Origin of the sequence: Sinomonas sp. ASV322, assembly GCF_030908245.1 — a bacterium.
Classification (GTDB): Bacteria; Actinomycetota; Actinomycetes; order Actinomycetales; family Micrococcaceae; genus Sinomonas.
Genome location: NZ_JAVFJJ010000022.1, coordinates 16,195 through 36,716, shown reverse-complemented (window position 1 = coordinate 36,716; position 20,522 = coordinate 16,195). Strand labels below are relative to the sequence as shown.

Annotated in this window: 15 protein-coding genes; 4 read left to right on the top strand and 11 right to left on the bottom strand. The window is 69.8% G+C overall.

Translation table 11 applies throughout. The features are described 5' to 3' along the window. Positions 1-38: 38 nt before the first annotated feature. Positions 39-1,439: an NAD-dependent succinate-semialdehyde dehydrogenase gene (locus tag RBS12_RS18925; RefSeq protein WP_307967711.1), complete on the bottom strand. Its 1,401-nt coding sequence runs from the start codon at positions 1,437-1,439 to the stop codon at positions 39-41. 289 nt (positions 1,440-1,728) lie between these two features. On the opposite strand from RBS12_RS18925, the gene RBS12_RS18920 reads away from it, so the two are divergent. From RBS12_RS18920 to RBS12_RS18905, 4 genes are all read left to right on the top strand, one after another. Then, positions 1,729-2,343: a hypothetical protein gene (locus tag RBS12_RS18920; RefSeq protein ID WP_307967710.1), complete on the top strand. Its 615-nt coding sequence runs from the start codon at positions 1,729-1,731 to the stop codon at positions 2,341-2,343. 46 nt (positions 2,344-2,389) lie between these two features. Then, positions 2,390-4,114 carry a LamG-like jellyroll fold domain-containing protein gene (locus tag RBS12_RS18915; RefSeq protein WP_307967709.1) on the top strand — a complete coding sequence of 575 codons (1,725 nt, stop codon included), beginning with the start codon at positions 2,390-2,392 and terminating at the stop codon, positions 4,112-4,114. A 254-nt stretch (positions 4,115-4,368) separates the two neighbouring features. After that, a complete protein-coding gene (locus tag RBS12_RS18910) occupies positions 4,369-8,769 on the top strand; it encodes an IPT/TIG domain-containing protein (RefSeq protein ID WP_307967708.1) in 4,401 nt (1,466 codons plus the stop codon). A 196-nt stretch (positions 8,770-8,965) separates the two neighbouring features. After that, positions 8,966-9,301 (top strand): STAS domain-containing protein, encoded by a 336-nt coding sequence (locus tag RBS12_RS18905; RefSeq protein ID WP_373886559.1) that lies wholly within the window; start codon positions 8,966-8,968, stop codon positions 9,299-9,301. A 1-nt stretch (position 9,302) separates the two neighbouring features. Here RBS12_RS18905 and RBS12_RS18900 read toward each other — a convergent pair whose 3' ends face one another. The 10 genes from RBS12_RS18900 to RBS12_RS18855 all read right to left on the bottom strand — a co-directional run bounded on the left by RBS12_RS18900 (position 9,303) and on the right by RBS12_RS18855 (position 20,450). Continuing rightward, positions 9,303-10,160, bottom strand: a complete 858-nt coding sequence (locus RBS12_RS18900; RefSeq protein ID WP_307967707.1) for a ribokinase — start codon at positions 10,158-10,160, stop codon at positions 9,303-9,305. A 172-nt stretch (positions 10,161-10,332) separates the two neighbouring features. Then, positions 10,333-11,685, bottom strand: coding sequence for a DUF3100 domain-containing protein (locus RBS12_RS18895; RefSeq protein WP_307967706.1), 1,353 nt, complete (start codon positions 11,683-11,685; stop codon positions 10,333-10,335). A 142-nt stretch (positions 11,686-11,827) separates the two neighbouring features. After that, the gene (locus tag RBS12_RS18890; protein ID WP_373886557.1) at positions 11,828-13,039 is read right to left on the bottom strand and encodes an amidohydrolase; all 1,212 of its coding nucleotides are present in this window, start codon (positions 13,037-13,039) and stop codon (positions 11,828-11,830) included. 83 nt (positions 13,040-13,122) lie between these two features. Continuing rightward, positions 13,123-13,995 (bottom strand): MurR/RpiR family transcriptional regulator, encoded by an 873-nt coding sequence (locus tag RBS12_RS18885; protein WP_307967705.1) that lies wholly within the window; start codon positions 13,993-13,995, stop codon positions 13,123-13,125. A gap of 152 nt (positions 13,996-14,147) precedes the next feature. Then, positions 14,148-15,788, bottom strand: a complete 1,641-nt coding sequence (locus tag RBS12_RS18880) for an amidohydrolase (RefSeq protein ID WP_307967704.1) — start codon at positions 15,786-15,788, stop codon at positions 14,148-14,150. Then, a complete protein-coding gene (locus RBS12_RS18875) occupies positions 15,781-16,464 on the bottom strand; it encodes a hypothetical protein (protein ID WP_307967703.1) in 684 nt (227 codons plus the stop codon). The genes RBS12_RS18880 and RBS12_RS18875 overlap by 8 nt, the downstream gene beginning before the upstream one ends. Beyond that, positions 16,461-17,987 (bottom strand): APC family permease, encoded by a 1,527-nt coding sequence (locus tag RBS12_RS18870; RefSeq protein ID WP_307967702.1) that lies wholly within the window; start codon positions 17,985-17,987, stop codon positions 16,461-16,463. The genes RBS12_RS18875 and RBS12_RS18870 overlap by 4 nt, the downstream gene beginning before the upstream one ends. A gap of 32 nt (positions 17,988-18,019) precedes the next feature. After that, complete coding sequence (locus RBS12_RS18865) at positions 18,020-18,787, bottom strand: CE1759 family FMN reductase (protein ID WP_307967701.1); 768 nt, start codon at positions 18,785-18,787, stop codon at positions 18,020-18,022. Beyond that, positions 18,784-19,263: a MarR family winged helix-turn-helix transcriptional regulator gene (locus RBS12_RS18860; RefSeq protein ID WP_307967699.1), complete on the bottom strand. Its 480-nt coding sequence runs from the start codon at positions 19,261-19,263 to the stop codon at positions 18,784-18,786. The genes RBS12_RS18865 and RBS12_RS18860 overlap by 4 nt, the downstream gene beginning before the upstream one ends. Continuing rightward, positions 19,263-20,450, bottom strand: coding sequence for a CE1758 family FMN-dependent luciferase-like monooxygenase (locus RBS12_RS18855; protein ID WP_307967727.1), 1,188 nt, complete (start codon positions 20,448-20,450; stop codon positions 19,263-19,265). Before RBS12_RS18855 ends, RBS12_RS18860 begins: the two co-directional genes overlap by 1 nt. Positions 20,451-20,522 lie beyond the last annotated feature (72 nt).

Sequence of the window (20,522 nt, the reverse complement as noted above, 5' to 3'; positions counted from 1 at the left end):
GCGCCGGCTTGGCGACGAGATCTCACGCTTCGAGCGAGCTATTCGGCGATGAAGAACAGCCGCTTGTTGACGAACTCCTCCATGCCGAGCGGGCCGAGCTCGCGCCCGAAGCCCGAACGCTTGACCCCGCCGAACGGCATCTCGGCGCCCTCGGCGGCCGGGATGTTGACGTTGGACATGCCGACCTCGAGGCGTGCGGCCACCCGCGCTGCGCGCTCTGGGTCTGTCGAGAAGACCGCTCCGCCGAGACCGTAGGGGGTGTCGTTCGCGAGGCGGAGGGCGTCGTCGTCGTCCGATGCCTTGTAGACGACGGCGACAGGCCCGAAGAGCTCTTCGCGGTAGGCGCGCATCTCCGGCGTCACGCCTGTGAGCACGGCGGGGGAGAAGTACGCGGCCGGGCCGTCGGCCAGCTGGCCGCCGGCATGCAGCGTCGCGCCCTTGTCGACGGCGTCCTTGACCTGGGCTGCGAGGGCCTCGGCCGCTGCGCGAGAGGAGAGCGGTGCGAACGTGCCCTCGGCCTCGACGGACGGGTCGCCGGGGGTGAGGCCGTCGGCGCGGGCGGTGAGCTCGGCGACGAAGTCGTCGAAGACGTCCTCGAGGACGATCATGCGCTTGTTCGAGTTGCACGCCTGGCCCGTGTTCTCCATGCGCGTGGCCCATGCCGTCTGGGCGGCGCCGGGGACGTCCTCCGAGTCGAGGACGACGTACGGGTCGGAGCCGCCGAGCTCGAGGACGGCCTTCTTGAGGTTCTTGCCCGCGAGTTCGCCGATGATCGCGCCGGCACGCTCGGAGCCCGTGAGCGAGACTCCCTGGATGCGGGGGTCGGCGATGAGGGTGGCGATCTGGGCGTGGCTCGCGAACACGTTCACGTACGCGCCCGTCGGCACGCCGGCGTCGTCCATGATCTGCTGGATCGCGAGCGCGGAACGCGGGCAGTTCTCCGCATGCTTCAGGATGATCGTGTTGCCGAGCATGAGGTTCGGCGCGGCGAAGCGGGCCACCTGGTAGTACGGGTAGTTCCAGGGCATGATCCCGAGCAGCGGGCCGATCGGGAGCCTCTGGACGACGGCGCGCCCGCCCGAGAAGGTCTTGATCTCCTGGTCCGCGGCGAGGGCGGGGCCCTCGGTCGCGAAGTAGTTGAAGATGTCGGTGCAGAACTCGGCCTCTCCCTTGGACTGGGAGAGCGGCTTGCCCATCTCGGTCGTGATGATCTTGGCGAGCTCGTCGGCGCGTTCGGTGAACAGCTCCGCGACCCGGGCGACGACCTTCGCCCGCTCCGTGATCGGGGTGTCCTTCCAAGATGGGTAGGCTTCCGTGGCGGCCGCGATGGCGGATTCGATCTCCCCGTCGGTCGCAGTCGGGAAGGTCTCGAGGATCTCTCCAGTTGCGGGGTTGAGGACGCGGTAGCCGGGTTCAGCGGCGGTGCTGGCGGTGGTCACGGCTGACTCCTTGGGATCGGGGTTTCGGTCGAGGGCGATGTGACTTATGACACGTTCATCGCTCTTCGGCCAGTCTATATGAATTCAGTTCATTTTCTACACGCGGGCACTGTTGCCGTGGGGCCCTTCCAGCACCATCATCGGCGTCGAACTCGGCAGGTTCAACGTCACGATAGCCGGCCTGAAGTCGATGTCCGCTCACCTCTTGACATGTCCAACGGAGTTGAGCAGACTTTCGCGTCAACGGCAGTCGCTCGGGGACTGCGCTGGGATTAATTGGGGGAATGCCGTGGTCATTTCTTTTGGCCGTCGCCATATTTTCGCCGCTCTGTCCGGCATTCTTGGATCGCTCGCACTGGCCATATCGTTCAATCCGTCCGTCGCAGCCTTCACGGCGTCGATCGCCAATTCAAATTCTGCCGGGTCCGGCACGGTCTCCCTTCAGGAGACCTCCGGGGCGACAGTGTGCAATTCAACGGACGGCGGGAGCATTTCAACCAACAGTGCGACGTGCACGACGATCAACAAATACGGCGGAAATCTTGCAATGGTCCCGGGCCAGGCTGTCACGACGACCGTGACGTTTACCAATGCCGGTACCTCGCCGATTCAGAATTTCACCCTCACGCCTGGTTCCTGCACTCAATCCACCAACGGAACCGTGAACGGCACGGCCATCGACCTCTGCTCGAAACTGCAGCTCACGATCGCGTCCGGGGCCACGACGGTGTTCTCCGGCACAGCGACCTCGTTCGCGGCCTCGCCCGCGATCTCTCTGGCCGCGCCGCTCGCGGCGGGAGGAACTCAGAGCTACACGTTCACCGTGACCCTCGATTCCGCCGCGGGGAACACCTATCAAGGCCTCAAAGCCTCGCAGCCCATGACGTGGTCGGCGTCGAACTGATCCGATGGGGATCCCGGGCCGACGACGTCGGTGCCTGCCGCGGCGAGTGATCGCCCCTCTGCTTGGCCTCGGAGTGCTGTGCGCAGTGCTCGCAGCCGTGCCACTCAGCTTCTGGGCCGGGGGCGGGCGCTGGTTCGACATCACGACTCCCTCGATGGGTGAGCACGCGCCCGTCGGATCGCTCGTGCTCACCCGCCCGGTCGCGGCACTGGACGAGCTGAGGGTTGGCGACGTCATTGCCTACCGTGAGGCCGGCACAGGCCGGGCGATCACGCATCGCATGGTTGAGTTCGGACCCGAATCGGTCCGAACTCGGGGTGACATCAACGGTGCCGCTGACCCGCAGCCCATCAGACTCGGACAGATCCTGGGGCGCGAGGTTGCCGTGGTGTATGGCGGCGGCTGGGTGGCCCGAGGCCTCCCACTCCTTGCCGCGGCCAGCGCCGTCGTCGCCCTCTTCGCGTGGCGCGTGAGGGGCCGGCTCGCGCGTCGCGCGTGCTGGGTCGTGGGGGAGTCGTTCGCGGTGGCCGCCACGCTGCTCGTGCTGCGGCCCCTTGCCGGAATCCAGGAACTGCTGCGCCTGCCCGAAGACAACGGGCTCGCCATGACCTTCGTCTCGACAGGAATCCTGCCGGTCCGAGTCTCCTCGGAGTCCGGGACCTTTGTGGACCTCGCCGCGGGCCAGGTCGGAACCGTGCATTCGGCGGCGCGGCACGCCGATGGAAGCTTCGCGTTTTCGGCGTCGCCTCGCCCGGACTGGATCGGCTGGGTGGTTGAGGCGGCGGTCGTCCTCGTTCCGCTGGTCCTCATGCTCGTGTGGGCTGGCCGCGATGCTATCCGTTCGACGGCGGCTCGGGGCCCGGTCGCGCCGGTGCCGGTCTCCGCCGCGATGAGCGCCGCCGTCGTCCTCGCGCTCGCGCCCGCCGTGGTGTGCCTCGCATCCGCGACGCAGGGAAGCCGGGCGACGTTCAGCGCGACGCTCGCCGACAGCGTCAATTCGGCGGGATCGCGGACGTTCTTCACATGCCGTGCGGCGGCGCAGGGAACCGCGAGTCCGTTCGCTGCCTACGCGATGGGGACCGCGGGGACGATCGAGGGTGATGTTTCCGGTCACTCCTACACGGGCTCCTACTCGACATGGGTCACCGGGCTCCTCACGGTGTCCACGAGCGTGACGCCGACGGCGAGCCACGGCTGCCAGCGCGACACACCAGCTGCGTCAGTCCCGTTCGGGGGCCTCCTGCCCCTGTGCCTCGACACCCCAGCCGGCTCGGTGCAGACCAACCCCGCCGTCTTCAGCATCGAGGCGTGGTTCACGACGACGACGGCCTCGAACGGCAAGATCATCGGCTTCTCGAGCGCGCATGGCATCGGCGGAGCCCAAGCCGACCGCCACATCTACATCGACCCCTCGGGCCGCCTCGTGTTCGGCGTCAACCCCGGGACCCAGCAGATCGCCTCGAGTCCCGCGGGAACCTCGTACGCCGACGGCAAGTGGCACCACGTGGTCGCAACGCTCTCGGTGGTCGGGATGAACCTCTACGCGGACGGCGCCCTCGTCGGTGCCAACGCTGCCGTCACGTCCGCGCAGAACACGACGGGCTATTGGGAGATCGGCTGCGGGCCGACGTCGAATCTCCTCACCGCGGACGGGCTCACGTCCTTCCTGCTGCCGAACTTCTTCACTGGCTCGCTTCAGTACGCCGCTGTGTACAGCTCGGCGTTGAGCGCGGCGCAGGTTTCCGAGCATTACCTCGCGGGCGCGCCGTAGCCGACGCCTGAGGGCGCAATGCGACAAACGCGGCCGAGCCCGAGTTGTGTATGTCAGAAGATATCTCTACTATCCAAGCCAGTGCGGGGCTTAAGGGGAGCCCCGCCCTGAGAGGGGGAAGTATGCGGTTTGCGCCTGCGCCGCGAGCGCGTCGACATCGGCTCGACGTCGGCTCCGAGTCAAGCACGAAGGGTTCGGCCCGAGGGGAGAGGCTGACCCGAGGACAACACGGCCAACCATGGGCCCAGAGAGGGATGCGCTGGCCAGCCGTGATCGCCGCGGCCGCCGTCTTCCTGACGGGATCGAGCGTCGCGGCCATTGCCAGCCCGCTGGACTCGTCGTCGTCGAACGGAAGATTCCTCAGCGGCACGCTCCTCACGAGCGCCGGCACGCTCAACTCCGTCGCCAGCCTCAACGGGGCGGCCACCGTCAACACTGGCTCGGCGACACCCGTCATCCAGAGCGTTCCGCTTGACCTCACGGCGTTGAGCGCCGTGAATCTTGCCGCAGGTGTCAACGCTCCGCTGCTCGGCAACACCGGTCTGCTGACTATTGGCGCCGTCAACCAGTATTCGGAGAGCGACGACCTCGGGGTGTCGAGGTCCGCATCGGGTGCGGTCTCCAACGCCGGTGCCGTGTCCGTCAACGGCTCGGGAGGATTCCCGGCCGACGCCTCGATCAACCTCGCGCCGCTCCTCTCGCAGCTCGGCGGAAGCTCTGTCTTCGACACCGCGAACGTCCATCTCGGCGCTATCACCGGCGTCGCTGCGCTGACAGCACCGAACGCTCCGCCAGCCGCGTCGTGTGCCAACTTGTCGGCGCCCGTGAACTGCCGCGGCTACAACGTCGCGAGTGCAATGCTCAACCTGCACTCTCCGGCCATCAGCGGACTGGTCGGCTCGCTCAACTCGGCCGCCAACACGGCGCAGGGCACGATCACGACCAATCTCACGGGAACGATCACGGCCGCGGTCAACTCGGCGGTCAACCAGACGATCGTGAACAACTTGGGCGTCAATGTGTCGCAGAGCATAAGCGTGAATCTGGGGCTCAACCTGCAGACCGCGCTTGCGCCGGTTCTAGCGGTGCCTATCACGCAGAACGGCGTGACGCTCGACCTCTCGAGCGGTACCGTCACGGTGGACCTCGCTCAGGTCACGGGCCCGCTCAACGGCCGCGCGCCGAACTCGCCCGTCCTCGACGCCGCGACGATCACGATCATCGGCAACACCCTCACGAGCATCCTCAACCAGCTCCAGACCAACGTGAACAACGCGGTCCAGGCGGCTATCAACAGCGCAACGGTGACGATCACGGACACGCTCACGCTCTCAGATCCCATTGACGGTCCGCTGGGCACCTCAGTGGTCACGATCGGAGGCGCCGGCACCACACTCGCGTCGCTCGCCGCTGGCGTGACGCCGCCCGTCGTCGTCAACACCGCGGGTCTCAACGCAAATGGCCAGTTGTTGATCGGCGGGGTGCTCTCTACCCTCGGGCCGGCGATCGGCATTCTTCTCGAGCCCCTGCTCATGGCCTCGCTCCCAGCGGCCATCGCGAGCGCAGTCACGACGGTGAACGGTGCGCTCGACCCGCTCATCACGGGTCTCGGCACGACGCTCCAGCCGGCCGTGCAGCTCATCGGAAGCCTCGCGAACGTCGTGCTCAACGTCCAGGAGCCCGGAACGGGCGGCTACACGTACAAGGAAGTCGCCGTCCGGGCTACCCTCGGATCCGGCGGAAGCCTCGGCACGGTCGATCTCGGCATGGCCCAAGTCGGCCCGAACGTCCGGAGTCTCGTCCCCCAGATTTCGGGACTGTCCCCGATCCAGGGGCCTGAGGCCGGCGGAACCAGCGTGACGATGACGGGCTTCAACCTCACGGGCGCGACTGCCGTGACCGTGGCCGGAACCTCGTACACCCCGGCTGCCGGGCCAACGCCCGCGGCGGGCCAGTTCGTCGTCAACCCCGACGGGACCATCACCTTCGTCACGGCCGCCCACGCGAGCGGGCCCGTGAACGTCACGGTGACGACGCCGCAGGGCGTCTCGGCTCCCGCGACCTTCACCTTCCTCCCGATCCCGGCGAATCTCTCGCTGGCGCCGAACTCGGGTCCGGTCGGCGGCGGCCAGACCGTCACCATCTCGGGTACAGACGTCACCGGGGCAACGCAGGTGACGTTCGGCGGCGCGACCTACACGCGGGGGCTGATCCCGGACCCGACGCATTTCGTCGACAACGGCAACAACACGCTCACGCTCGTCACTGACCCGCACGCGGCGGGACCCGTCGGCGTCGTCGTGACCAACGCGAACGGCAGCTCGGCGCCCGCGACGTACACGTATGTCGCCGCTCCGGCGAGCCTCGCCCTGAGCCCGAATGCGGGCCCGGTGGCCGGCGGCCAGCAGGTGACCGTGTCCGGTTCGGATCTCGCGTCGGCAACGTCGCTCGCCTTCGGTGGCACGACGTTCACGCCGGGCGCGGCGGCGGCGGGGAATACCTCGTTCACGGTCAACCCGAACGGGACGCTCACGCTCTTCACCCCGGCTAACGCGGCCGGTGGCGTGAACGTCACGGTCACGAACCCGGGTGGTGCGAGCGCACCCCTTCCGTACACGTATGTCGCCGCTCCGGCGAACCTTGCCCTGAGCCCGAATGCAGGCCCAACGGCAGGCGGCACATCGGTGACGCTCTCCGGCACGGCCCTGGCAGGGGCGACGTCGATCGCCTGGGGCGGGGCGACCTTGGCTCCGGGCGCGACGGCGGACGCGACCCACTTCGTCGACAACGGCAACGGAACGCTCACCGTGTCCACCCCGACGCACGCCGCGGGACCGGTCAACGTGACCGTGACGACCCCGGGCGGCACGAGCGGGCCGGGAGTGTTCACCTACGTCGCAGCTCCGGCGAACCTCACGCTGAGCCCGAATGAGGGTCCGACGGCGGGCGGCCAGCAGGTCACGCTTTCGGGCACGGGCCTCACGGGCGCGACGGCCGTTGACTTCGGCGGCACGGCGTTCACGCCGGGCACCGCGGCGGCCGGCAACACCTCGTTCACGGCGAACCCGAACGGGACGATCACGCTCTTCACCCCGGCCCACGCGGCCGCCGGTGTGCCCGTGACCGTGACCACTCCGGGCGGAACGACCGCGCCTGCGCCGTACACGTACGTCGCCGCTCCGGCCAACGTCGGGCTCACCCCGAACGCCGGCCCGGTCGCGGGCGGCCAACAGGTCACCGTCTCCGGCACCGCCCTCGCGGGCGCGACGTCGGTCGACTTCGGCGGCGTGACGTTCACGCCGGGCGCCGCGGCGGCCGGCAACACCTCGTTCACGGCGAACCCGGATGGGACGCTCACCTTGTTCACGCCGGCCCACGCGGCCGGGGGCGCGCCGGTGACGGTGACGACTCCTGGTGGCACGAGCGCACCCGCGACCTACACGTACGAGGCGCTCCCAGCGAACCTCGCGCTCAACCCGAATGCAGGCCCCCTCGCGGGCGGCCAGCAGGTGACGCTCTCGGGTGACAACCTCGCGGGCGCGACGTCGGTCAGCTTCGGCGGCACGGCGTTCACGCCGGGCACGGCCGCGGCGGGGAACACCTCGTTCATGGTCAACCCGAACGGGACGATCACGCTGTTCACCCCGGCCCACGCGGCTGGCGGCATCAGCGTAACGGTCACGACATCGGGCGGCACCACGTCGCCCGCACCGTACACGTACGTCGCGGCGCCGGCGAACCTCGCCGTCTCGCCGAACGCGGGCCCGGCGGCCGGCGGCCAACAGGTGACGCTCTCGGGCTCCAACCTCGCGGCCGCGATGTCGGTCGTCTTTGGCGGCGTGACGTTCACGCCGGGCACCGCCGGGGCGGGCACCACGCAGTTCACGGTGAACTCGGACGGGACGATCACGCTCTTCACCCCGGCCCACGCGGCCGGCGCAGCGAACGTGACCGTGACCACGCCCGGCGGCACAACCGGTCCCGCGACGTACACGTTCGTCGCAGCACCTGTGGTCGCGTCGCTCACCCCGAACCAGGGGCCGACGGCGGGCGGAACCTCCGTCGTCGTCGCCGGCTCCAACTTCGGAGGCGCGACGTCGGTCGACTTCGGCGGCACGACGTTCACGCCGGGCGCCGCGGCGGCGGGCACCACGCAGTTCACGGTGAACCCGGACGGGACGATCACGTTGTTCAGCCCGGCCCACGCGGTCGGATCGGTTGACGTGACGGTCACGACGCCCGGCGGCACGTCGCCCGCGACGGCCTACGCCTACGTCGCGGCCCCGGCGATCACGGGCCTCAACCCTGATACCGGTCCGGCGGACGGCGGAAACACCGCGGTGATCTCCGGCTCGGACCTTGCTGGCGCGAACGGCGTGACCGTGGATGGGACGCAAGTGCCGTTCACAGTCAACAATGACGGCACGATCTCAATCACGATGCCCGCGCACGCCGCGGGCAGCGTAGACGTCGTGGTGACGGGACCCGGAGGCTCTTCGGCTCCGGCTGCCTACACGTACACCGGGACGGCGTCTGCCGCCTCCCTCGCCATGACGGGCGGTGGCCTGCCGATCGTCGTCACGATCGCGGGCATTGGGCTGCTCCTCGTGGGCGCCGGGCTCCTCCTGTTCGCTCGGCGGCGCATGAGCCGCTGATCGTGCAGGAGAACAATTGAATAGCGAGGGGCATCGGCCGCGCGGCCGGTGCCCCTCGTGCATCCCGCGGCGCGATCCAATGGCCGCGGCATGCCCCGCCGCTGTGATTGACTGGGGGCTGTGAGTGGCTCGTAGCCCAACCGGGCTACACAGCGGCTGTGCCTGCGGCGATCGGGGCCCTGTCGGAAGGAGTGCCGTGATTGAGGTGTGGATCGAGGAGCGCGACGGCTTCGCGGAGGTGGTCGTCGAGGGCCGACTCAACGTCACGGGCGCGGGCGAGCTGCGGGCCAAGGTGGCAGAGGCGATTGCCGGGGGTCATCGGCTCCTCGTCATGAATCTGCGCAAGACCGAATTCATGGACTCGTCCGGGCTCGGGGCGCTCGTCGGCTGCCTCAAGGCGGCGAGGGAGGCCGGGGGCGATCTGCGGCTCGCCCAGGTCGGCGAGCGCGTCGGGGCCGTGCTCAAGCTGACGAGCCTCGATCGGGTCTTCGTTCCGCATGAGGATGCCGCGGACGCGGCGAAGGGCGAATGAGTCAGCTGACGAAGTCCTCGGCCCGCGCGACGTAGTCGCTCAAGCGTGCGAGTTCCGGCTGAGAGGACGCCTGGGCCACCGCATCGGCACCGACAGCGTTGGCGACGGCGAGGGACAGCGCGTCCGGCAGTCCGTCGCGGAGCGCGAGGACGAGGGCCGCGCAGAACGCGTCGCCCGCGCCGATGGTGTTGACGACGGCGGCCGGGCGCCCCGGCGCGCGTGCGGCGAGCTTGCCCTCGCGGAGCAACGCCGATCCGTCCTTTCCGTACGTGACCGCGACGAGCCGCGCGTCGGCGAGCTCGGGAAGCTGCTCATATTCGAACTCGTTGACGATCACGAGATCACAGCGTTCGACGAGCTTGCCCGGCAGGCTCTGGGCAGGCGCCGCATTGAGGGCGAAGAATCCCGTGTGCCGGCGAGCGGCCTCGAGGACGACGCCGACCCCCACCTCGAGCTGGCACAGGAGGGTTTCGTCGGAGCGGAGGTCGACGCCGTCGACCGAGGCTTCCGCGTTGGCGCCCGGGCACACGACGATCTGGTTCTCGCCGTGGGCGTCGACGACGATGAGGGCGGTCCCGGTAGGCGTGTCCCGGACCGTGACGTCGCGCGTGTCGACCCCGGCCGCGCGAAGCGCGGCGAGCATCTCCCGGCCCGCCTCGTCGTCGCCCACCGCGCCGATCATGCGCGCCGAGCCGTCGAGCCTCGCCGCCGCCGCGGCCTGGTTCGCGCCCTTGCCGCCCGGCTGACGGCTGAGGACGCCGCCGCCGATGGTCTCGCCCGGCGTGGGGAGCCGGTGGGCCGTCGCGATGAGATCGAGATTGATGCTTCCGAGCACGGCGAGTGGCCTGGTCGTGGTCATCGTGGTCCTCACGTCGTGGTGCGGCTGGCGGTTGGCGCCAGTCTACGCAGAGCGCGGGGGCCGGTGGAGCGTGCGGCGCGGCGATGCGGTGCGGCGCACCCGGGAACGGCTCGGCCCCCGGGGCGAACCGCCGGGGGCCGAGCTGACCAACAGGTGAGAGGCGAGGCCTTGATCAGTGCCACAGGCCGAGGGCGAACTCCGCGACGAGGGACGAGAGGAGGAACGTCGCGGTGACCGCGACGAGCCCGACGGGAATGATCCGCCAACCGATGCGCCGCAGGAGGTGCACGTCCTTGCCGAGCGAGAGACCCGCCACGGTGAGGACGATCGTCGCGATCGACAGGAAGTCGACGCCGCCGACGACCGTGGCCATCGTCTTCGCGAGCGGCGACCACGGGCTCGAGAGCAGCGCGCCGATTGTCATGATCCAGATGACGGCGGGCACCTTGTTGCGCGTGAGCCGTGCGAGGGCGAAGCCCACGAGCATCATGGCGAGCATGATCGCGTAGCCGCCCACGGGAGTCCAGCTGAAGCCCTTCGCGATGAACGCCGTCGCGAGCCCGACAACCGTGAGGATCGGCAGCGAGATCCAGAGCGAGACGTTCGCGGTCTGGTGAGCCTCGGCGGCCTCGGCGCGGAAGGCGGCGTTCTCGGCGTCGTGCGCCGTCCCCTCGGGGGACGCGCTCGAGCCGGCGCCCACGCCGACCGGCGACAGTGCCGGCTTCGGGGTGCGGGTCAGGAGCCGGTAGACGCGGTCCGCAAGCGGGAGCGCGACGTACATCCCCACATACGTGCCGATGAGGCCCGTGATGAGGTTCGACACCGCGGCCATGCCCGTGATCGACGAAGCGCTCGCGGGGTACGCGCCGATGATGCTCGCGACTGACGCGGCCATCATCGACCCCGAGCCGACGCCGGCGCCCATCGCCAGGGCCAGCGGGTCGAAGATCTTCCAGTTCGCGATGAGCGAGGTCAGGAGGCTGATGTATACGGCGCCGAAGATCGTTCCGAACACGTACATCGCGAGGACGCCGCGGTACTCGTCCGAGTTCGAGCCGAAGCGGGCGGAGACCATGGCGAACGCCGGCTCGCGGTCGAGCGAGAACGTTGCGCCGACGGTCGCGCGGCCCATCCTGAGCAGCACGGCAACGGGGAGTGCGAGCACGATCGTGCCGAGCATGTGCCCCGCCTCCTGGAGGAGCAGCGCGGGCCCGGCCTTGAACAGCTGGGGGATGCTCGGTCCGATGTCGACCGAAAGCCGTGCGACGAGGAGGAGGACGGCGATGCCCGAGAGGGCGGCCGCGGCGCGCTGGACCGCGACCGGGACGGGCTTGAACTTCTGGACAGTCGCCACGAGCGCGATCAGGAGGCCCCACACCATCGGGAAGATGACGAGGGTGCCGATTCCGACGTTGATCTTGAACTGGCCGATGAGCTGGGCGACGATCGCGATCGCTAGGGCGAGGACGCCCAGGGGGATGGCGGTGCGGGGACCGACCGCGGTGGGGGATGGTGTGGCGGTCATGGGGGTGCTTTCTGAGGGTGGGCGGGCGGGACGGAGGGACTGGGTGGGAAGGATGGGTCGGGCGGGACGGAGGGACTGGGTGGGAAGGAAGGGTCGGGCGGAAGGGGGCGGTGCGTGGGGTCGGGCGAAATGGCCCCGAGGCTCAGACGCGCGCCGGTTCGTAGGCGGCGGCCGTGAACCTGGCCTTGCGGGCAGGCTCGGACACCGCCGCTGCCACGGTGGCGGCGAGCGAGAAGGCGGCGTCGAACATGACCTCGTAGGCTTCGAGGGTTCCCGCGGCGGCGGTGAAGCCGGCGGAGTGGATGGGGGCGTCTGCCCCCGGAACACCGAACATGGGGTGGATGCTCGGGATGACCTGGCTGATGTTGCCCATGTCGGTCGAGCCGCCGCCCCGGTAGGCGGCCGGCGGCGCGGAGACATCGCGCCCGCGGGAGCCCATGGCCGTGTTCCAATAGGCCGCGAGCTCTTCGTCCTGGATGAGAGGTTCGTAGAGCGGCTCGGTCGGCTCGATCGTGAGGGCCGCGCCCGTTGCGAGGGCGGCGCCTTCGAAGCAGCGCTTCACGCGGCCGAGGAGCGCCTCGTACTCGCCGAGGGTGAACGCGCGGCACTCGAATTCGACGACGGCGCGGTCCGGGATGATGTTCGTCGCCACGCCCGCCTCGGCGACGAAGAGCGCGATGCGCTGGTTGTCGGGGGTCTGCTGGCGGAGGAGGCCGACGGCGACCTGGCTCAGGACGGCGGCATCCGCGGCGTTGACGCCGAGGTGCGGCATCGCTGCGGCGTGGGCGGCCTGTCCCGCGAACGTCGCGCGGAAGCGGCCCACGGCCTGCGAGCTCGTCCCGAGGGGGTTCGACGTGTAGCCCTCGGTGCCGGGGTGGGCCATGAGAGCCAGCCCGACGCCGTCGAACGCTCCCGCGTCGAGTAGGAGAACCTTGCCGCCGCCGTGCTCCTCGGCCGGGGTGCCAATGGCCTTGAGGGTGATGCCCAGCTCGTCGGCGAGCGGGGCGAGCGCGAGCGCGGCGCCCACGGTCGATCCGGCGATGAGGTTGTGGCCGCACGCATGGCCGACCTCGGGGAGGGAGTCGTACTCGATGCACACGGCCACGGTGAGCTCGCCGCTCCCGATGGTCCCCGTGAACGCGGTCGGGAGCCCGCCGGTGCCACGCTCGACGCTGAAGCCCGCCTCCTCGAGGAGCGCGGTGATCGATGCCGCCGCGGCGTGCTCCTCGAATGAGAGTTCGGGGTTGGCGTGAATGGTGCGGGCGAGGTCGGTCACGCGCGGGCGCCAGTTGCCGAGATGCTCTTCGATCTTCTGGGCGAGCTCTGGGCTTCCGGCGGGTGTGGAGGTGGTCACGGGGTTCCCTTCATGGGGTTGGGCGGGCGGGGTTTCCTGGGGGCTTGGGGCGGATCGGCGGGTCTGCGGGTCTGCGGGGAGGCTCAGGCCTCGTACAGGTCGAAGTCGCGCCAGAGGGAGGATGTGCGCTCGAGGCCCTCGCGTACCCGTTCCGGCTCCTTCGCCTCCATGCCGGCGAGCAGCCCATACGCAACAGACGTCGCCGCCGTCGCGGACTGGAATGCGTAGACGCCCTCGGACGGCACGATGAGCGCGTGATCCGACGCGCGGGCGACGGGCCCGAAGCGGAGGTCGGTGATCGCGATGACGGTCGCGCCGGCCTCCTTCGCGCGCCGGGCGGCCGTGACGAGCTGGCGCAGCGACCGCCACAGATGGACGACGACGAGCACGTCGCCAGGCCCGAGGGACGAGACGGCCGAGGCGAGGTGAACGCCCGAGCGGCCCTCGAACGTCGCCGGGTAGCCCATCGTCGCCGCGAGGTGGGCGAGGACGACGGCGGGGGCCGCGTAGGAGCCTTGGGCGACGACGAGGATCCGCTTCGCCGAGCACAGCGCATCGACCGCGGCCTGCGCCGCCTCGGGGTCGATGCTCTCGACAGCCTCGCGGAGGTTCTCGACGTCGTGCAGGAGCGAGTCGTGGACGGGGCTGCGGACCTCGACCAGGTGGGTCAGCGGAGCGGTGGCCGAGATGTGCACAAGATACCGCGCGCGCAGCTCGCGCTGCAGGTCAGGCCACCCGCGGTAGCCGAGCGCCTGTGCCGTCCGCACGACGCTGGATCCGTTGACCTCTGCCTTCGCCGCGATCTCGGAGAGGTCCGCGTAGGACGCGAGCTTGGGGTTGAGCACGAGGGCGTCGACGACGCGCGACTGCGCCTTCGTGAGCCTGACTGGCGGGAGGGCATCGCCGAGCCACGAGCCTTCCGGCGCGGGGGCCGGCGCGGGCTGGGCCTGGGTCATGTGTCTCCGTTCACAAAGGTTTCTGCAAGTGTAGCTGCAAATGTGATCTGCTGCACTTGCTATTGCAGAAATTCCTGCGAGCGGGACCCCCTCGGTTCCGTCGTGTACGCGTACAGGACGGGGCTAGGGGTGTGCCGCGAGTGCGCCCGCGGCTAGGGGTGTGCGAGTGCGCCCGCGGCGTCCGGGTCGCGCGTCGCGTCCACGACGACGTCGCCGTCGACCACCGTGAGCAGGACGGGCGACTTCGCGAAGTCGTCCGGCGCCGTCGTCAGTGGATTGTCCCGGAAGACCGTGAGGTCGGCGCGCGCACCCGCCTCGATGACGCCGCCGGCCTCGCCGACCGACCGCCAGTATTCGCTCGTGTAGCCTTCGAGTGCCGCGCGCGCGGAGAGCGCCTGTCGCGGCTGGACGGGCTCGACGTCGGGGCGCCACGCGGGGCGCCGCGTCTGGGCCGCGGCGATGATGCCGCGAGGATCGAAGGGCGCGATCGGCCAGTCGGATCCGAGGGCGACGACGGCGCCGGCCCGCCGCAGATCGCCCGTCCGCCACGCGAGCTGCGCGCGTTCCGTGCCGAGGCGCTGCGACCAGTTGTCGCCGTGGTCTGCCCTGACGTAATGGGCGCAATGGGTCGGCTGGAGACTCGTCGTCGCGCCAGACGCGACCACCTGCGCGAGGACTTCGTCTGGGATCGTCTCGATATGCTCGATCCGGTGCACGGTCACGTTGGGCTCGAGCTCGGAGATCGCGCGAGCGACGTACTCTACGGCCCGGTCCCCGATCGCGTGCGTCGCCGTCGGAATCCCGCGCTCGTGGAAGTGGCGCAGCGCTGCGACAAGCTCCCCGGGATCGTTCCATAGGGGGTCGACGGATTCGCCGTGCGTGTCGGGCTCGACGAGCCAGGCCGTGCCGTTGTCGATCGTGCCGTCCATCATGAGCTTGACCCCGCAGACCTCCCACCGCCTGCCGCGCCGCCCTTGGAGGGCGACGACGCGGTCCAGGTCCGTGGCCGTCGCGCCCGGCAGGATCCACGGCGAGATGCGGAGCCGGATCGCGAGGTCGCCGCGCGCCTCGAGGGCTTCGAGCACGTCGAGCGACTCGGGGACGGCCAGGTCAAGCATCTGGCCCGCGACGAGGCCCGCCGCGGACATGTCTCGGAGAAGGCGATCGAGGTCGTCGACGCGGTCGTCGAAGCTCCGCTCGGGAAGGACTCGGCGGACGAGCTCCTGCGCCGCCATCTCGAAGAGCATTCCCGTGGGCCGGCCCGTGGCATCCACGCCGACGTAGCCCGAGCCGGGGACCTGTTCTGCCCCCGTGACGGCCGCGGCGGAGAGGCCTGCGGCGGAGACAAGCGCCGCGTGCCCATCGAAGAGCGTGACGAAGACCCGCTCGCCGTCGAGGACGCCGTCGAAGAGCGCGTTGCTAGGCTCTTCGCCCTCGAAGGCCGAGGGGTCCAGGCCCCAGCCGAAGATCCAGTCGTCGCGCGTTGTGGCCGCATGCGCCGCGAGCGCCCCGCGCACGGCGGCGCGTGTCGCAAGCCCACTGAGGTCCACGCCTCGGGCGATGTCCCCACCGAGGATCGGATGGATATGCGCGTCCACGAGGCCCGGGGACATGGTCGCGTCGCCGACGTCGATCACCCGCCGGGCGCGCGCGATCCATCCATCGACCTCGTCCGGGCCGCCCACCGCGACGATCCGCCCGCCGTCGACCGCTACGACGCCCGCCACGGCCTCGAGCGACGCGCCAGCGAGGATGCTCGTCGAGACGATCGCGAGGTCGACGGCGTCAGCCACGGGGGTGCTCCCTGGTCGAATCGGGTGCGGAGGCCGCGCTCGCGAGGCCCGCCGCTAGCGTGTCTGCGAGGAAGGCGAAGCGATCGACCCTCCGCGCAGCGAGGGCCTCCTGGGCCGCGACGAGATGGGGGAACGAGGCAGCGTCGCGTTCGGGCACCTGCCATGCGGTTTCGATCGTGAGGCTGTCGAGCGCGGCGCCGATCGCGGCACTGTCGATGGCCTCGATGGCCGGCAGGACGAGATGCCGCGGAACCCCTGCCTCGCCGAAGGCGGCGGCGAGCCGGTCGTAGATGGCGAGCGCCGTCGGGTTGCTCACCGGCTGGACGAGGATGAGCGGCAGGAGCGCGGGGACGGTCTCGTACGCGCTCCGCAGCGCGTTGAACGTCCCCCGCACGAGCTGCGCGAAGTCGGCGGCGGGCTCAAATGCCGGCGCGCGTTCGGCGAGGGCCCCCCGTGCGAGCTCGACGATCTCGGCGCGTCCCGAGACGTGCTTGTAGAACGCGGACTGCCGGACACCGAGCCGCTCGGCGAGCCGCGGGAGCGAAAGCGTCCCCTCCTCCTCGAGCAGCGCGAGGGCCTCATGGCCGATCCGCTCGAGCGAGAGCCGCGGAACGCGCGGGCGGCCGAGGCGGTGGACGTCGGCGTCCACTGCGCCCTCCGCAGCCGAGCCAGTCATGCGGGGTTCCCGATGCGCGCGTAGGCGAGCGGGCGACGGCGCCGCAACCGGAGCGCGACGACGGCGCCTCCCACGAAGACCGCTGGTGCGACGACGATGAGCACCGTGTTGAGCGGATCGCCGACCGGGGCGCCCGTGAGGAGGTTGATGTTGGCGATCGTGAGGCCCGAGACGGCGGCCATGACGAGTGCCGCCGCGATGGCCGACGGCACGACGTGCCACGCGGGCCGAAGGTCGCGCCGGCGGACGAAGAAGACGACCACGCCAACGCTCGTGAGCCCCTGCAGGGCGAGTACGCCGAAGACGCCCGGCGTGTTCATCCAGATGAGGAACTGCGTGAACGGATCGAGCTGGAGGGCGGCCGCGGCGCCGACGAATGCGAGCGAGAGGACCGTCTGGAGCGTCCCGGCGTTCGACGGCGTGAAGAAGCGCGGGCTCACTTTCGCGGTCCACGCGGGGAAGATCCCCTCGCGGCCGAGGGAGAGCGTGTACCGGTTGATCGTGTTGTGGAACGAGAGCTGCGCGGCGAAGATGCTCGTCACGATGAGGACACTCATGGCCTGGACGCACCACGGCCCGGCAAACTGGCCGGCCATGACGTAGGCGGTGTCGCCCGCGTCGAGGTGGCCGGCGGCGAAGTCTTGGATCGCGGCGGGGCCGAACGCCTGGACGATGATCCACACGGCGAACGCGTAGAACGCGCCGATGAACGCGATCGAGATATAGGTCGCGCGAGGCACCGTGCGATCGGGGTTTCGCGCCTCTTCGCGGTAGAGCGCGCCCGACTCGAAGCCCATGAAGGCGGAGAAGCCGAGCCCGAGGACGGCCGCGAACGCGGGGGAGAAGACGACGTGGGGGCTGAACGACTCGAAGCCGATCCCATGGGCTCCGCCCTGCGCGAGCACGGCGACGGCCACGATGACGACGATGGCCGTCTCGAGGGTCAGCAGGATGGCGACGACGCGAGCCCCGACGTCGATCCCTCGCCAGCCGAGGAACCAGACCGCGCCGACGGCGGCGACCGCGTAGAGCCACCACGGGAGCTCGACGCCCGTGAACGACTTCACGCACAGGTTTGCCTGGATGCCCAGCAGCCCGTAGAGGCCGATCTGGAGGCCGTTGTAGCTCAGCCATGCGGTAAGGCCTGAGCCAAGGCCCACCACGCGGCCGAGCGTCTTGACGATGTAGCCGTAGAAGCCGCTGTAGGAGAGCACATGGCGCGTGAGCGCCATGAAGCCGAGCGCGAAGAGGCCGAGTCCGAGAGCGGCGACCACGTAGATCGCGGGGGCGCCGACGCCGCCGACGGCGAGCGCGAGCGGGGCGATGCCCACGACGATCGTGAGCGGCGCGGCCGCGGAGACGAGCATGAAGACGATGTCCCGCGTGCCGATCGCGTCCCGCTTCAGGCCGGGCTGGTGGCCGCCCTGCTGATTCCGGCGGGCCGCCTCGGACGAACTGGGGGAGCCGCCGGGAGCGGTCGCGGCCGCCGGCGACGTTGCCGGGGCCTCTTTAGTGAAAGCCATACACTTAGTGTGCGGTGGATCACCTCGGAGCGTCAAGCCGGGTCGTCGAGTCGGACGGCATCGCGCAGCGCGGCCCGCGAACCCGGCTTGCCGCCGGCCGCAAGCCGCATGAGGTCGCTGTCGAAGTCGACGTCGTCGATGCCACGCTCGGCGCGTGTGGCGCTGCCGCCAAACTGGTGCTGATACCCGGCCCAGTTGTCTTCGGCGATCTGCGTCGCGACGCCGCTGCGCAGGATGAGCGCGAGCTCGGCTGCCGTCCGCTCGATGCGCCGTCCGAGCTCGGGCGATCCCCAGTCCTCGGGGGCCGCATAGAGCGACGTCGGAACTGGCAGCGCGCGCAGGAAGGCGAAGAGGGGCCGCAGCTGATCGTCGACGACCATGGCATGGCGCGACGTGCCTCCTGTCGCCGCGAGGACCACGGGTTTGGCGATCAGAAGGTCGTTGTCGATGAGATCGGCGAACGACTTGAACAGGCCGCTGACGCCGGCCTTGTAGACGGGCGTGCTCGCGATGATGGCGTCGGCGTCGGCAAGTCGATCGATCGCCGCTTGGGCGGCTTCGTTGGGATACCCCGTGACGATCGAGCGCGCGATGTCCACGGCGAGCGGGCCGAGCTCGATGGTCGTCACGACCGCTCGGAGCCCTGCCGCGTTGAGGGCATCGATCGACTTCTGCGCGATCCGGTCGGCAAGAAGACGAGTCGAGGAAGGGTCGCTCACGCCGGCGCTGACGGCGACAATCGTGAGCGCGCGTCCGATGTCCGGGACCCTGTGTCCGGCGATCGGATCAGGCTGGTTCATCGCTCTCCTCCTGAGGAACGCAGTGGCGGCGAGGTCACGGGCGGGCGTCCTTCGCGCAGGGCATCCGTGAGCCTCGTGAGTGCTTCGAGCTCGGCAGCTCCGAGCGACCGGGTCATCGCCTCGGCCACCTGCCGTGCATGGCGTGCGCCGAGCTCGCGTTGAACCCGGCGCCCCTCGGCGGTGAGCCGGACGCGGCACGCGCGGGCGTCGTCGGCGTCGTCAATTCGCTCGAGCAGGCCCCGGCCCACGAGCCGCGCGACCAGCCGCGAGATACCGGGTTGGGAGAGCAGCGCGTCGTCGCCCAGTTCAGTGATGCGCAGCCCCGCGCGCGCCTTCGACAAGGCATACAGCACGCCATACTCGCGCGGAATGAGCTGGCCCCAGTCGCCTGCGTGCTCGAACTCACGCGCGAGGGTCGCCTGCGCGCGGAAGAGGGACTCCCACGCGACGTTCGCGAGCCGATCGATCCTGTCCATCAGAAGGCCTCCGGGAAGTGTGCGGCGATCGCCGGATCGCTGTCCTGGTAGGGAGACGTGCCCGACAGGTTGTCGCCGCGGTTCGGATTCGGGCGAGGCTGCCGCGGTTCGGCGTCGCCGTACTTGGCCGCCACGAGGGAGGCATGGGTGGGCGCGTCGGGCACCCCGGGCGCCCGGCGGGACTCCATCTCTTTGCGGAGCACCGGAACAACCTCTGTACCGAGCAGCTCGACCTGCTCTAGCGCGACCTCGACGGGAAGGGCCAGCCCATCCAAGGCGAAGAGCTGGCGCTGGTAGTCGCCGAAGCCCTCCCGGAACGTCAGCACCTTGTCGACGACTTCCTGGGGACTGCCGATCGTGATCGGCGTGGCCGCCATGTGGTCCTCGAGCCGCGAGCCCCGGAAGATCGGATAGTTCTCGTAATAGGGCCTGAACGCGTTGACGGCGTCCTGAGAGCGCCTCGCGATGAACGACATCCCGCCGAGGCCCACGATCGCCTGATCTGCCGTGCCGTGCCCATAGTGCTCGAACCGGCGACGGTAGAGGTCGACGAGCGGCTTGAACGCGAAGTTCGGCGCGAGGATGTGGTTCGCGAAGAAGCCGTTGCCGTAATAGGCCGCCTGCTCGGCGATCTCGGGGGTGCGGATGGACCCGTGCCACACGAACGGCGGCACATCGTCGAGCGGCCGCGGAGTGGACGTGAAGCCTTGGAGCGGAGTGCGGAATCGGCCCTCCCAGTCGACCACGTCCTCGCGCCACAGGCGGTGGAGCAGGTTGTAGTTCTCGAGCGCGAGCGCGACCCCTTGGCGGATGTCCTTGCCAAACCACGGGTAGACCGGCACGGTGTTCCCGCGGCCGACCATGAGATCGAGCCGGCCCTTGGCCACATGCTGCAGCATCGCGTAGTCCTCCGCGATGCGCACGGGATCGTTGGTGGTCATGAGCGTGACTGATGTGCTGAGCACGATTCGCCGTGTCTCGGCCGCGATGAAGGCCAGGAGAGTCGTGGGCGACGACGGGACGAAGGGCGGGTTGTGATGCTCGCCCAGGGCGAAGACATCGAGCCCCACCTCATCCGCGCGCTTCGCGACCTTGATGATGTTCTGGATTCTCTCGGCCTCGCTGTACGTGTATCCCGTGATCGGATCGGGGGCGATGTCGCCCACCGAGAAAACCCCGAACTGCATCGTGACCACTCCTCTTCCTCTGCATTTCGCGTGTGCATGACCGTGCATGGAAGACAACAACATGCGCGCGCA